16 protein-coding genes are annotated in these 13,575 nt (G+C 31.2%); all 16 read left to right on the forward strand.

Features of this window, described 5'->3' with window-relative positions:
• Positions 1–125 precede the first annotated feature (125 nt).
• Positions 126–890 (forward strand): Abi-alpha family protein, encoded by a 765-nt coding sequence (locus EL165_RS12800; RefSeq protein ID WP_002976522.1) that lies wholly within the window; start codon positions 126–128, stop codon positions 888–890.
• 989 nt (positions 891–1,879) lie between these two features.
• The gene (locus tag EL165_RS12805; protein WP_002976517.1) at positions 1,880–2,287 is read left to right on the forward strand and encodes a helix-turn-helix domain-containing protein; all 408 of its coding nucleotides are present in this window, start codon (positions 1,880–1,882) and stop codon (positions 2,285–2,287) included.
• Positions 2,288–2,312: 25 nt separating this feature from the next.
• Positions 2,313–2,762 (forward strand): hypothetical protein, encoded by a 450-nt coding sequence (locus EL165_RS12810; RefSeq protein WP_002976508.1) that lies wholly within the window; start codon positions 2,313–2,315, stop codon positions 2,760–2,762.
• A 59-nt stretch (positions 2,763–2,821) separates the two neighbouring features.
• Positions 2,822–3,391 (forward strand): hypothetical protein, encoded by a 570-nt coding sequence (locus tag EL165_RS12815; RefSeq protein WP_002976506.1) that lies wholly within the window; start codon positions 2,822–2,824, stop codon positions 3,389–3,391.
• Between the two features lie 197 nt (positions 3,392–3,588).
• Positions 3,589–4,230: a hypothetical protein gene (locus EL165_RS12820; RefSeq protein ID WP_041461386.1), complete on the forward strand. Its 642-nt coding sequence runs from the start codon at positions 3,589–3,591 to the stop codon at positions 4,228–4,230.
• Positions 4,231–4,347: 117 nt separating this feature from the next.
• Entirely contained in the window at positions 4,348–4,980 is a 633-nt protein-coding gene (locus EL165_RS12825; protein WP_002976502.1) for a tetratricopeptide repeat protein, read from the forward strand.
• A gap of 159 nt (positions 4,981–5,139) precedes the next feature.
• Positions 5,140–5,646 carry a hypothetical protein gene (locus EL165_RS12830; RefSeq protein WP_002976500.1) on the forward strand — a complete coding sequence of 169 codons (507 nt, stop codon included), beginning with the start codon at positions 5,140–5,142 and terminating at the stop codon, positions 5,644–5,646.
• A gap of 136 nt (positions 5,647–5,782) precedes the next feature.
• Positions 5,783–6,958 (forward strand): Kelch repeat-containing protein, encoded by a 1,176-nt coding sequence (locus tag EL165_RS12835; RefSeq protein WP_002976497.1) that lies wholly within the window; start codon positions 5,783–5,785, stop codon positions 6,956–6,958.
• Between the two features lie 190 nt (positions 6,959–7,148).
• Entirely contained in the window at positions 7,149–8,243 is a 1,095-nt protein-coding gene (locus EL165_RS12840) for an MFS transporter (RefSeq protein WP_002976495.1), read from the forward strand.
• 40 nt (positions 8,244–8,283) lie between these two features.
• A complete protein-coding gene (locus EL165_RS12845; RefSeq protein ID WP_002976493.1) occupies positions 8,284–9,708 on the forward strand; it encodes a hypothetical protein in 1,425 nt (474 codons plus the stop codon).
• A gap of 268 nt (positions 9,709–9,976) precedes the next feature.
• Positions 9,977–10,462: an ecotin family protein gene (locus tag EL165_RS12850; protein ID WP_002976489.1), complete on the forward strand. Its 486-nt coding sequence runs from the start codon at positions 9,977–9,979 to the stop codon at positions 10,460–10,462.
• A 78-nt stretch (positions 10,463–10,540) separates the two neighbouring features.
• The gene (locus tag EL165_RS12855) at positions 10,541–10,981 is read left to right on the forward strand and encodes a hypothetical protein (RefSeq protein ID WP_002976488.1); all 441 of its coding nucleotides are present in this window, start codon (positions 10,541–10,543) and stop codon (positions 10,979–10,981) included.
• 187 nt (positions 10,982–11,168) lie between these two features.
• Positions 11,169–11,714 carry a hypothetical protein gene (locus EL165_RS12860; protein ID WP_126358640.1) on the forward strand — a complete coding sequence of 182 codons (546 nt, stop codon included), beginning with the start codon at positions 11,169–11,171 and terminating at the stop codon, positions 11,712–11,714.
• A gap of 7 nt (positions 11,715–11,721) precedes the next feature.
• Entirely contained in the window at positions 11,722–12,381 is a 660-nt protein-coding gene (locus EL165_RS12865; RefSeq protein WP_002976486.1) for a DUF2461 domain-containing protein, read from the forward strand.
• Positions 12,382–12,537: 156 nt separating this feature from the next.
• On the forward strand, positions 12,538–12,996 hold the full coding sequence (locus EL165_RS12870) for a hypothetical protein (protein ID WP_002976485.1): 459 nt from the start codon (positions 12,538–12,540) through the stop codon (positions 12,994–12,996).
• Positions 12,997–13,103: 107 nt separating this feature from the next.
• Positions 13,104–13,538 (forward strand): hypothetical protein, encoded by a 435-nt coding sequence (locus EL165_RS12875; RefSeq protein WP_041461384.1) that lies wholly within the window; start codon positions 13,104–13,106, stop codon positions 13,536–13,538.
• Positions 13,539–13,575: the final 37 nt, after the last annotated feature.

Here is a 13,575-nt window from a genome sequence, read left to right on the forward strand (position 1 = left end):
GGAAATAACATATTTATATTTTATATTTAATGGTTAATAAATAGATAGCTAAAAACAACATTAACGCAATTATAAATTGTATATTGGTGCAATGCGTAAATTTGAATGGACAATATTAAACAAATATGATGGATAATAATAACAATAAAACTTCTACGGATCTTTTGGGTTTAGCACCATATGGTGAATCTTTGAAAATTGCTGTTGAAAAAGGATTTGGAGCTGCTGAGGCTTTATTAAGTAGAATTTGTTTACCCGCTGCTGAAGAATTAGGATTAATGTATAAAGACAAAGTTCGACATTGGAGACTAAATAATATTATAAAAATAATTGAAAAGTCCAATGACAAACTACAGTTTATTGATGGAGAAATCAATTTGAATGCACATCCAAGAGTAATTAAAGAAATTATTGAAAATGGATCTTGGTGCGACGACGATACTATTCAAGAAATGTGGGCTGGATTAATTGCATCTTCATGTAATGAGGATGATGGGGATGATTTAAATTTAATATTTGTAAATACTTTGAAACAATTGACAAGAAATCAAGTTAAAATATTAAATTATATTTGTAGCAAATGTATTATGAATGTTGACAAAAATGGTTTTATCCAAGCAAATCATATTGAAATTTCTTTAGACGAATTATCAAAAATAGTAGAAATTAAAAGTGTACATCAAATAGATTCAGAACTAGACTTTCTCCGATCAAAAGAACTTTTAATAAGTGACTATTTTAGTGGGCACGGGGCTGGGTTTGTTATCGACTTAGATAACATTGTTGCACATTTAGAACCATCTCCATTTGCTATTAATCTCTTTATAAGAGGGCAAGGATTTAAAGGCAGTCCAAAAGATTTTTACAAGTTAGAATATAAAAATCAATAACAGATAATTAAATATTGTCTATAATTTCGTAGTCGCAAAAATGCAAGGCTAGTGTCGGAATTGAAAATCTTTCCTAATTAGCAGCCATTATTTTTCCACTCCACATATTTTTATTAGTTTAATGGAAAAATTGGCTACACTTGGTTCAAAACTAACCTAAAAGTTTATTTTTTTACCTGCATTTTGCCAATACTTTTTCATTATCTGAAATTTTTAACCCATACTCCAAAATATTGAATGAAATCAACTACTAGCTTAGCTAATAAAATATTGCTTCCAATAAATATTCTAATAACTTCTTTTGGAATAATAAATTTCGGTAAAGATCTTATTCCAGGGTTAATTAAATGGGGAAATTTTTTCTTGTTCTTTTTGGATATTTTTAAAAAGATTAGAAACTTTTTTCTTTACCCCCTAAATTATGTAATCTCACTTTTTAATTATGAATTGTATGAATTGTTTAAAACTTATTTGTTTCTAGGATTTATATTTTTTTTCACCTACAATTCATCTTATAAAAAAATTTGTCATCATCATAGTGAGACATCGATAATGAGATTGATCATTGGACCTAATAGATTTAGGATATTTTTGATTATACTTTTCAGTATATTTTTTTGGCCTTTAAGGATATTAGAATTATTAAAACATTATTATGAAAAAGGATATGAGAGACAACATAATGTTTATACTCTATGGGGGAAATATCTTTTTTGGATATTTTTTACTGTTACATTATTCATATTTCTCAATTTTTGGTTGAGTGATACCATTGATGAAATCTTTAATATTAACTAAAAAACCCCGCTACCGCACGATTGTATCTTGTAGCATAGACTTTTAGATCATACTATTAGAATATTTAAATAAAACAAATCCGAAGTCTCCAACTTCGGATTCTTTATAATCCCAACATCTAAAATACCTCCACTCCCCCATTTCCTATCCCCCAACTTTTACTTATATTTGTTTCTATAACGTACACAAATATGCAAAACAAAAAAATACATCAGGGTAGAAATATCAAGCGTTTTCGGGAGATGTTGGGCATCAAGCAGGAGGCTTTGGCTTTTGATCTTGGTGAAGACTGGAACCAGAAGAAGATTTCGCTGTTGGAGCAGAAAGAAACTATAGAAGAGGATATTTTAGAAAGGATTTGCCAGATTCTGAAAGTTCCTGTGGAAGCTATTGAGAATATGGATGAGGAACAAGCAGTGAATATTATTGCTAATACATTTGATAATGGTTCTATACTTAATGGTATAAATCATAATCCTTCATTTCATCCTATAGATAAGGTTTTACAACTGCACGAAGAAAAAATTGCGCTGTACGAAAGAATGCTGAAAGAAAAAGATGAAATGATGGCCAGGCTGGAGCAGCTGATTCAGAAATAAAAACAAAACTAATAACCACCCCTTCATGAAACTCTATACTTTCATAGCAGTATTATTCTTGCTGGCCTTCAGCTGTGCAAAAAAAAACCAATACCGTGTCGGCCAGCAATGGAACTACAAAACCCGTCCTACGGAAAAAAGCTCAACACTTACAATTTTAAAGATTGAGGAATACACTGAAACCGGAAAAGTGATTCATATTTCTGTCAGTGGTTTGAAGATGAAAAACCCTGCCAGCCCTACTGGTTATGCAGAAAAGCTCAGCCATCTTCCCCTATCAGAAGAAGCTTTGAACAAAAGTATAACCACCCTGAAAAGTGAGACCGGCAAAAAGCCGGATTCTCTTGAACTCGACGGATATTCTTACTGGAAAAAAGAATTCGATAAAGGAAATGCCGGGATATTTACCATTCCTGTTTCTGAGATTGTAAGTACAATGGAAAAATCTATTATTGCAGGGGATTATACTAAGTAAAAATCAACACTTTCCCGACGCTTTTTTTCATTTATACGATCATAACAATATATATTCTCATGAAATCAAGAATTCTCTTTCTTCTTATTATTTTAATTTCTTATGGTTGCTCACTGAGTAAATATAGTGACGTTCCTGTTCAAAATGAAATTGATCTTTCCTTTAAAAGCTTCAGTGAAATTAAAAAAGAAGAACTTGATAAGAAGTCAAAAGATATTACTCTCGGCTATTTTTGGGGAATTGGAGAAGATATTTATCCCGCTTTTCAAAAATATAAGTTTGAAATTCCCAGATCTTATCAAAGAAACGAAAACAACTTCATTCTTAAAGTAGATTATTTTTTTACCAAAGATGAGCAAATCAAATTCAAGTCTTATGAATGGAATGAAAATGAAAAAATTGAAACTTCGAGTGCAATCTTTAACGAAAAATTCCACGAAATAAAAAAATATATAACTGAAAATCTCGGAAACCCCTACCTTGAAGTATATGAAGATTTAGAAAAATCCAAAGATAAAACAGTAAGGGATGATATAAAATGGCACAGTAAAAATTTAAGTGCCTACTTATTTCGTTTCAGAGGAAAAGGTGGATTTGATCAAATACGTTTGGCAATTTATTGTGATTAAGAATATTAATAAAATAAAGCTATACATGGAAAAAAATTACTCTTAGGAATATTGTTCTCTATTTCAATTTCTTTTAACATTAAAGCCACCACTACCGCACGATTGTATGCTCCCTATTTAAATTTGAACATATAGATATTCTCAAATGTTAATTGAATATCTAAATTTGGATGTTTGTACCAAAAAATAAATTAAGAATGAAAACGAATTGCAACAAATGTAAAAATGAAGTGATTACTCTAAAATTTTCTGAAGAACAAAAGCTTGATCTTTATATTTTGATGCAAAACGATTTAAAAGTATTTGCTGAAAAAAAAATAATTGACGAATTCAATGTAGACAAAAATGAAGCAAAAATTATTATTCAACATGTAAATAATAGAAATGGCAGATGTGTAGCATGTGAGTTTGAAAAATTGAATGGAGAATATATTGAATGTCCCAATTGTGGTGCTTTTAATTATAATCTTAATAAACCCGTGTTTAATTTAGAATTTTGCAGTCATTTAGAATGGTCTCTGGATTTTAAAAACATTGAAAATGAAAATATAAAATATTATGCTAAGACTTTCTGGTGTGATGGTATAAGTCATTTACCAGAAGACTCAAAATCTTTACTTTATCATAATATTGAAAACAACAAGCAAATAATAACAAAAGCCTGGATTGGATATAGTGGCAATGAAATTTATGAAATGAAAATCAAGTTTGGGAAAAAAGCTATAGAAAATTATAAAAATAATAAAAGTTTAATCGAATGCATTCCAGGAAATAATGAAGTTCCGAATTGGATAAAGTTATTTATGGAAGATAAAAAGATTGAAATTCAATTAAAATAATAACTGTTGCTAACCTGAGTTAATACCCGCTCCGTAAAGTCTCAGATACGACTGACAATTTATTGTGATTAAGAATATTGTTATGAACAGAAGAACATTAATAAAATAAAGCTATACATGAAAAAAAAATTACTATTAGGAATATTGTTCTCTGTTTCAATTTCTTTTCACATTAAAGCTCAGGATTTTCCACAAAAATTTGAAAAGGAATTTTGCACTTGTTTATCTGGTAAAACAAATTATACTGATGAAACATTTAAAACTTGTTCCTATGAAGTAATGTCAAAACTTCAGAAAGATTTTGAAAACTTCCATAATAGCACAGCTAACAAAAACAGAAATGATTTCATGAAAGACCTTATGATCAGATTAATAAATAATTGTGATCCTTTCTATATTCATATGGCTGATGTAAAGAAAACAGGGATGGACAAGTTTAGAAATGATTACAAAGAAATGAGTATTGATTCTCTAAAAAATAAATTTACTGAAACAAAGCTTTTAACTGATTATTGGGAAATAGCCAATTGGTATTTTGCCCATAATGAAAATGAACTGGCTGAAAGGATTTATAAAGAAATTTTAAAAAATGAACCTGATCAAATAGAAGCTGCTTATATGCTAGGAGCACTTTATGATGAATTGGGAAAATACCGGGAAGCAAAAGTTTTATACGACAAAGTATATGAAAACACAGGAAATATACAGTATAGATTATATTCGGAAATGGACTTGAAAAAGATAAAATAACTATTAAATTCTTCATAAATAAAACATAGACCTTTTCATTTTTCTTATGAATCCGGATAGAATCATAATATATTACTGCATAATTTAAATGTTCAACAAGAATTTATATTAAATTCTTTTTTGATATTTTCGTAGTAAGCCATTAAAATCATATTATCTATGGGAATAACAATTCATTTTGAAGGACGACTTAAAAATGAAGAAAGCTACAATACATTAGTAAAAAAAGTAATTGAGTTTTCATCATTTCAAGAATGGGATTATTTTCAATTTGAAAATGAATCTGTAACTCTGAAAAGAGTAAAAGACGAAGAAAATGTAAACTATGAAGGTCCTACCAAAGGTGTTCATATACAACCTCACGAAAATTCAGAACCCTTAATTTTCGAGTTTGATAAAGATTTGTACATTCAGGAATTCTGCAAAACCCAATTTGCATCCACTGAAATACACATAAAAATAATTGAATTACTTGAGATTTTAAAAGAATATTTCGAATGTCTCAATGTTGTTGATGAAGGAGAGTATTGGGAAACAAAAAATTATGATCAACTAGAAGAACATTGGGAAAACTTCTATATAGCTATGGATAGAACAATTCAGGAAAATAGCAGTTTGCAGGGGCCATTCAAACTTAAAAGTGGCAGAATCATTGATCTGATGTAAAAGCAATTCTAGAAAAATTCTCTTCAACTTTTTCCTATCTTTAAAACATGGTTACTCTCTTAAAGTCCAGTACTAAAATAGTCCGGACTCTTATAAAGAAAATCAGATAAAAACAAATACACTAAACCTCATACCATTGAAAACAAAATTATTATTCCTGTTATTTTTAAGTTCACTGCTGGCTCATGCACAAACGCTTAATTTTAAAAGTCTCGCCAATATGTCTTTAGGGAGAGGAGCTACAACCAGTGTCATTGTAGATGATAATATCTATGTGAGCAACGGATATCAGGAAAGCGGAGGTATGGCCAATTATATTGAAAAATACAATATTACAGACAACAAATGGAGTCTTCTCAATGTTAGTATCAGTCCTAAAAAATTTGCTAATTCGGAGACGTATGATAATAAAATCTATATTTTTAACGGCTGGGGAAACAGCCATCTTGAAATTGTAGATCTTGCAACCCTGAAAGTAACGAAGGGAGCTGTTAACCGCTCCTATACAGGAAATGCCGGTTCTGCCATCCATAACGGAAAAATATATGTGTTCGGCGGCAGCGGACTGAATGGCGCTGCAACAACCGCATTTTCCAACAGATTCCAATATTATGATATTGCTTCAGATACCTGGCATCCATTACCGGATATGCCCACCTCCAGAGAAGCAAAGGGCAAAATTGTGAATGATAAATTGTATGTCATTGGCGGTTTCAACGGTACTTCATCCCGCCTGATCAATATCTACGACATCAACACCAATCGCTGGACCGATCAGATTACGATGCCGGCCGGGATATCAGGACATTCATTAGCGGTATCCGGTGATAAGATTTTTATTGCAGGAGGTTATAATAATCAGACGTTTCTGGCCTATTTTGATACCGCAACCAATAAATTCCATCAGCTGTCATCCAATATGATTCCCAGAAGACACGCTGCAGCGGAAGTTTATAACAATAAATTATACATCATCGGCGGAAGTACAACTTCTGTAACCAAATCAGCTATTAAAAGCTTACAGGCAGCAGATATTTCTGAAAACGCGCTCTCTTCAAATACAGCCGGGGAAGACCGTGAGACTAAAACAAGAGTGTATACCAATGCATCTAAAGATGGTTTTATCATCAGCAATAAAAATAACAGCAATCAATTTGAGTTTACCGTGTACTCTTTAGATGGAGAAGTGATCAACAGAGGCTTTGCCTATTATAACAGAAATATAGATTTATCTAAAGTACAAAGAGGAACTTATATTTTTAGTTTTAAAGATGAGAAAGGGGTTTTGCAGAAGATTAGAATTGTAAGATGATAGTAAGCTTCAGACACACAATTCTGTCATAATAATCCGGAGACTAATTAATACCAGATAGACCAGCATGCAAGACATGTTCTATGGAAGGTATTATTCAATAAATAAAACTTCAACATCAGAATTCTCCTCCTATATTTAAATTTATTCACAAAAGCTTTAGCCCGATACTAATACCTGAAAACTACAAATGGAAAATATTTTTAAAAACTACGAAAAAACGATAACCCGAAAACACAGTATTGGCTTCACTCCTAAATATAAAGAAGAATTCAGAACATTTGTCAACGAAGTACTTTTTATTGCCATTGCAGAAAAAACATTTGAAAAATTAGGCTGGGATATCGTTTATAAAGATGATCAAAGTATCGAAGCAAAATATAAAGATACAGGATGGATAAATGAGCGTTGGACGGAAATTATTACAGTAAATTATAAAAATGGCGGAGTCCTGGTAAAAAGCGAATCTTTAGGTAACGAAATATGGGACAATGGAAAAAACTCTAAGAGAGTTAAACTATTTATTTATGCTTATCAGGAAACATTAAAAACGTTCAATATACAAGCGCTTAAGGATCTCGAAAAGGAAATAGAAAAGAAAAATAACTGGGATGACTATGTAATCCCTGAAACACTACCCCAACCAATACCGGCAAAAATTCCTACTATCATACTATCGGTAATTGGTGGTATATTTGTTTCCCTGATTACTGGATTTCTGGTAGCGTGTCTTTCTATAAAAGGGCTATATTTTATTGGTCTTTTTGAGTTTCTTGTAGCAACAGCTCTTGTTTGTGTGATGAAATATTTAATTAAATTCTCTAATTATACTGATTTTAATAAACTGTTATATCTACTAGGCGGAATGATCGTGCTAACATATGCTTCGAATGAATATTTTCAGTATGAAATAATTTTAAACACGAATAATCTTGAGAGAATTGGATTTTGGAATTTCCTAAAAATAAGATTTTTACACGGCTTTACAGTTAACAAAATAAATTTAGGATGGATTGGATGGATCATTATATGGATTGTACAACTTGGGTTAACAGGTATTTTTGTTTACTTTAGGTTAGCCTCTGTACTTACGAAATATGTCATTGAAAGAGTACCGGCTGAAGTTGTTGATTTTGCATTTTATCATGTCGTTAAAGATAAGTCAGAGGAAGAGATCAGAGCAGAGCTTGCCAACAAAGGATGGTCACATGTACAATCTCAAAATGAAGTTTTTGAGGCCATTGGTGGCCATCAAAATGTAGTAACCCTGAATAGAATTAAATAAATCAGATTATTTTCAACATTACTGCCATTATACAAATAGCATGAAAAATATAAATCCAATTGTGATTTTTCTAGCCCTGATACTTCATTTAAATATCAGTGGACAAACCTTCAATATCACCGAACGCCAAATCCAAATCAATACGAACAATATTTTCAGACCCGCTTCAAAAGTTGAAATGATAACTTCTTTAAAGTTTAAAAATGATTATTATTCAATATTTGAAGAAACCCAAATGTATGACTTTGGCCATAAAAGAAAGTATCTGATAAAATATAACCTTCAGGGGGAGATACTATTCTCAGAAAAATTACCGGAAGAGCTTTCCAATAGCTATTATCTGGATTTGTTTGCACTGGACGATCATGTATATGCTCAGCTCAATAATAATACAAGATATGTACTTGATACAAAGAGTAATCAGTTTATAGAAACTACTAAAGGCGATGATCTGGTGTATAAAGATGACAATTATAAAGTTATGTATAAAAGTTTTGGAGAATGGGGACAAGCAACATGGTTCATCAACACAAAAGATAAGTCAGAATTTTTTGCAAGCCTAAATGGCAAGAACATTAATTTTTTAGCAGGAAAGTTTTACATCACCAATCTTTCTTCCATCTGGGAAATTACCAATCCTAAAAAATTGACGCGATGTAAACCCAATCAATATTACGATTATATCAATAAAAAGGAATTTGGGATGTTTGATTCCTATGATTATAATAAGGGAGTTAATTCTGTTTATAAAGATTCTGTTCAATATGATCCTTATAGCAGAAAATCTATTGAGCAATTAAATTACGCTTTTATGACTTCTTTCGTTGCCGACGATCAGCTATATCAGATTACTCAGCTAAAAGACAACACTGCCATTTCCAGAATTCATCAGAATAAGGTAGAAATCGTTCACAATTTCAAAGAAAAATATAGTTTTTTTTCATGGTATAATCAGTTCAGAAATACCCGTAATGATTATAAATTCCTGAGATTCAATAACGGTTATAACGCATTTGGCTTTTTTGAAACAGATCATCATAATATTGATATCACCAAAGTAAGTTACCAATACGATACTTTACAGTACATAAAGTCTGACAGTATTATCCGGTTAATTTCTGATATTTCCAATAAAAATAATATATCAAAAAAAGAAATCATTGAGTTTGAAAAAACAACTCTCGGATTAGACATTCAAAACAATAGAACCACCATCAATCACAATGGATATTACCCCCGTAAGTTTGAAAAAGTTGAGGTTGAAACCATAGATTTTATAAAATCAGAAAATGAATATATTACGCAAGATATTGAATATTTATTCACTAAAAATGATCAGGAATTAAAAGCTTTGTTTATTGATTGGAATAGAACAAAATTTTTTAATTCAGTTTGCAAAAATTATTTCCTATCAGAAATGAAAATCAAACTCAATTTGATAGAATCTTCAAAGAGAAATATGTAAAAATCAGAGAATACCTAAACAAAACAGGGAAACCTATTGTTGTAAAATTAAAACCGGACAAATCCGGGTATGACGCATGGATCATTAATGAGTGGCGTTTTAACTTATATAAAATTTCTCAAAAAAATATTAATGGTATAACCTTATTTATATCAAGACAAGAGGATTTCAACGAAAATGAATAAATGAAATATCCAGCTTTGTAATCAAGATAAACATGCTAAGTAAGGAGAACTTATTTGGTTAACAATTAAAATACCTTCTGACAATGAAAAAAATAATTTTATCCTTTTATGTTTTATATTCATTAACTCTACATTCACAGGAAAAGCCTAATTATCCTGAGCCTGAAAAAGGAATGAAAAGAGTTGATCTTAAACTTCCGAAAATTGAGAATGACAAAGATTACAAAGTTGAAATCAGATTCGGGATGGAAATTGAAGTTTCTGATTGTTCAGCAATTAGCGATTTTGGTTTTAATATGAAAAACCTAGAAGAAAAATATGCAATTCTACCTTATCGATATCCCTTTTATATACTTCCCAAAGAAGTGCCTGTAGACATTATCTCCTTCAATAATACTGAATCTAACTGTGATAAAACCAAAAAAGTAAAAAAGAAGATTTTAAGTTCTCAAAAGATTTTCAGAGAATATAGTGGATATTATGCTATTCCGTTCTATATTCCTGAAAAATGGAGTGTAGAATATAGATTGTGGAAAGTAAATTCAGAATTTAAAAGTGTGGAACGCTAGAAGTTTTATACAATAATTCATTAATAAAGAACTATCAAAGGATACAATTAGTTTTCTTAGTCCAGACAATATTTAACCATGAAAAAATTATTTTACATTTCAATTTTCTTGTTTAGTTTACAATCATTTGCTCAGGCAGGACCGCCTCCGGTAGGCTACCCAACTGAAGAAAATAAAATTTTAATTGATAAACTGATGGAGACCACCGAATTAAAAAGGTATATCTATAATTACTGCATTGACAGAATAAATCTCGCATCCAGATTAGAAAAATGGGATGAAAACAAGAAAAACGAAATTATAAAAAGCATTCAGCTCGAAAAAATGGACGATGCCGTCTATAACTCATTCAGCAGTTATACAAAGGAAGAGTTACAACTGCTCATCGATTCATTCAACAAATTATCAAAAAGAAAATCAGGTATATTTCCAATGCCTTTAATTTTACAGGTGAGAATGGAAGGGTTTTCTAAATCATTAATTAAAGGAGACTATTTATATTTGAATGAAAAGAAGTAAAATATTTTGCTGATATAAAATTCATGATACATCTCTGAATCGATAAATCAAAAGAAAATGGTTTTACATTTGAAAATGAGTAAGCCACATCATTTACCCTTCCTTCATTTTTTATCCCTCCAACTTTCCCTTATATTTGTTCAATAACGGTCTGATCAATGATGACGGCATAAACCAAACAAAAAACATGGCAACTAAAGAAGAATTCTGGGACAGGAAAAAGAAATTAAATGATGATTTTTTCGTAATGGGCTCTGTGGCCAAACCCGCAACTGAGGAACAAATTACAAAGTATGAAGAAGGTACGGGCTTTACGTTCAGTGAAGATGTTAAAGATTTCCTGACAACATTCGGCTCCTTAATTTTCGACGTTAAAGAAGAAATATGGAAACGACCTGAGGAATTTGATGTTCTTCCGGCCTGGAAATTCGGGTACGGCTTTTTCGTGTACGGGCTTTCGCAGGATGAAGAAATGCCTTCATGGATGGGTTTTGAAGAGAAACACGCTGAAGCTCTTGAATATAAAGAAAAGCCTCTTGGCCAGCTATTTTTCAAACGCAGCGGAAATCTGTACAGAGCTTATACAGATAACGGAATCATAAAGATTGAGTATGATAAATATGATGAGGAAGATTACGAAGTATTTGAAGGAAATATTTATGACTTTTTAATCAAAGAAATTGACAAATTAGAAGAAGATTATCAAGAATATATCAACGAAGGAAAGTCCTGATCTGAATATGAAAAAAGCATTTGAATTTCTCACCCAGCTAAAAGAAAATAACAACCGGGAATGGTTCGCAAAGCACAAATCTGAATATGATGCTATTGTAAAGGAAAATAAAATTGTATTTACCAAGATCTACAATGAACTTCAGGAGCATGATCAGCTCAAAGGAATGCATATTTTCAGGATTTACAATGACGTCCGTTTTTCCAAAAACAAAACACCTTATAAAACGAATTTTGGCGTTGGATATTCCCGTTCAAAACCTATGCTGAGAGGCGGATATTATATACAGCTGGAACCGGGCAACAGTTTTGTAGGAGGCGGATTTTGGGGCCCTGAAGCCAAAGATTTGCTTCGCATCCGTAAAGAATTTGAAATCAGCAGTAAAGAAATTGAAAAAATTATCTCTGATAAAACTTTTATCAAATATTTTGGAGAGCTTAAAGGTGACGCTGTAAAAACAGCACCGCGCGGTTTTGATAAAAACCATCCGGCTATTGACCTAATCAGAAAAAAACAATTTCTGGTGATGCGGAAATTTACAGATAAAGAAGTTTTATCAGATAACTTTCAGAAGGAAGCTATTCTGACGTTGCTTGCCATGCGGCCTTTTTTTGATTATATGAGTGAGGTACTAACGACGGATTTGAATGGGGAACCATTGTTTTAAAATCATTTTAATAGACTGTAATATCATCATTCATTAATACTATTTTTAGAGAGCCCTATATATTTTTTCAGCTATTCAGATTTTATAATAGTACTAATGAATAAATTAATGATATCCGTTCAGCTCAACTACTACTTAAATATATATTCCCCTAATATGAAAAAGTTAATCGCAATTACTAGTCTGGTATTGGTACTGACTCTTTACAACTACCCTGTTTATGATGACAAAAAAATTACATTTGCCATTATTTTTATTTGTCTTGTGGTTCTTGCATTCTCAATATCCAAGCTCTATAGTCCTGAAGAAAAAGATTATGCTTCATTTGAAAAGGAAATGGATAAACAGCACGAATATGACGGGATTTTTCAATACAAAACTGACGGATTTTACATTCAACAGAATAACAGTATGGAATTCATCAAATGGGATAAAATTATGGCAGTATATTCATTCAGTATTCCTTCCCAATTTAATGACAGGCAATCCGGACTGGAAATTATTACAGATGAAAAAAGTTATGAGTTTGATTATAAAGTAACGCCTGGAATCATGAAATTAGAAGATCAGCTTTCGACGAATTTCCAAGTTGGGAACTGGATTCGCCAACGGTGAGGATCAACAATTTCGGGCTTTTTAAAACAAAATTATATGAAAGAAGCCTGTCATAAAAATATCTGATTATGCCAGTCACCATTGAAATAAAAAAAGTTAGTGTTAAAATGAAAAAAACTGATCAGGCAAAGCACCGCATCTGCATCTCAAAAATTAAAAGAAGTACGATTAAGCCTTATGATGATTTTCAATGGACACAATTCCATGAAAATAACCATTCTTTTTCAAACGCACACCCAAACATTCCTATCCAATTAAATGAAGAAGAGTTACTGATCTGTTCTACCATTATAGACTTGGATAATTACAGCATTCTGACAACTCAAAAATTGGTTACATCCGAAAACGGAGTTTTAGAATCCGGACTCATTATGAATGCAGAAAATGGATTTTATGGAAACTTTAAAGGATACGGAAATGAGAAAGTCACTTTTGGAAAAATCATTCTGGAAAATGGAAAAATCTTAAAATATTTTATTGAAACTGGAAAAGCATCAATGATTATGGTGTATGGTGTTAAGACTTTAATTCAAATTAAATAAAAATTTTCATCTCTATTTTCTTCAATAACATGTAACG

Origin of the sequence: Chryseobacterium gleum, from assembly GCF_900636535.1 — a bacterium.
GTDB classification, from domain to species: Bacteria; Bacteroidota; Bacteroidia; order Flavobacteriales; family Weeksellaceae; genus Chryseobacterium; species Chryseobacterium gleum.

Coding starts and splice junctions, on each gene's coding strand:
- EL165_RS12800 (WP_002976522.1), top strand. CDS start 126: ATGATGGATAATAATAACAATAAAACTTCTACGGATCTTTTGGGTTTA.
- EL165_RS12805 (WP_002976517.1), top strand. CDS start 1,880: ATGCAAAACAAAAAAATACATCAGGGTAGAAATATCAAGCGTTTTCGG.
- EL165_RS12810 (WP_002976508.1), top strand. CDS start 2,313: ATGAAACTCTATACTTTCATAGCAGTATTATTCTTGCTGGCCTTCAGC.
- EL165_RS12815 (WP_002976506.1), top strand. CDS start 2,822: ATGAAATCAAGAATTCTCTTTCTTCTTATTATTTTAATTTCTTATGGT.
- EL165_RS12820 (WP_041461386.1), top strand. CDS start 3,589: ATGAAAACGAATTGCAACAAATGTAAAAATGAAGTGATTACTCTAAAA.
- EL165_RS12825 (WP_002976502.1), top strand. CDS start 4,348: ATGAAAAAAAAATTACTATTAGGAATATTGTTCTCTGTTTCAATTTCT.
- EL165_RS12830 (WP_002976500.1), top strand. CDS start 5,140: ATGGGAATAACAATTCATTTTGAAGGACGACTTAAAAATGAAGAAAGC.
- EL165_RS12840 (WP_002976495.1), top strand. CDS start 7,149: ATGGAAAATATTTTTAAAAACTACGAAAAAACGATAACCCGAAAACAC.
- EL165_RS12845 (WP_002976493.1), top strand. CDS start 8,284: ATGAAAAATATAAATCCAATTGTGATTTTTCTAGCCCTGATACTTCAT.
- EL165_RS12850 (WP_002976489.1), top strand. CDS start 9,977: ATGAAAAAAATAATTTTATCCTTTTATGTTTTATATTCATTAACTCTA.
- EL165_RS12855 (WP_002976488.1), top strand. CDS start 10,541: ATGAAAAAATTATTTTACATTTCAATTTTCTTGTTTAGTTTACAATCA.
- EL165_RS12860 (WP_126358640.1), top strand. CDS start 11,169: ATGGCAACTAAAGAAGAATTCTGGGACAGGAAAAAGAAATTAAATGAT.
- EL165_RS12865 (WP_002976486.1), top strand. CDS start 11,722: ATGAAAAAAGCATTTGAATTTCTCACCCAGCTAAAAGAAAATAACAAC.
- EL165_RS12870 (WP_002976485.1), top strand. CDS start 12,538: ATGAAAAAGTTAATCGCAATTACTAGTCTGGTATTGGTACTGACTCTT.
- EL165_RS12875 (WP_041461384.1), top strand. CDS start 13,104: ATGAAAAAAACTGATCAGGCAAAGCACCGCATCTGCATCTCAAAAATT.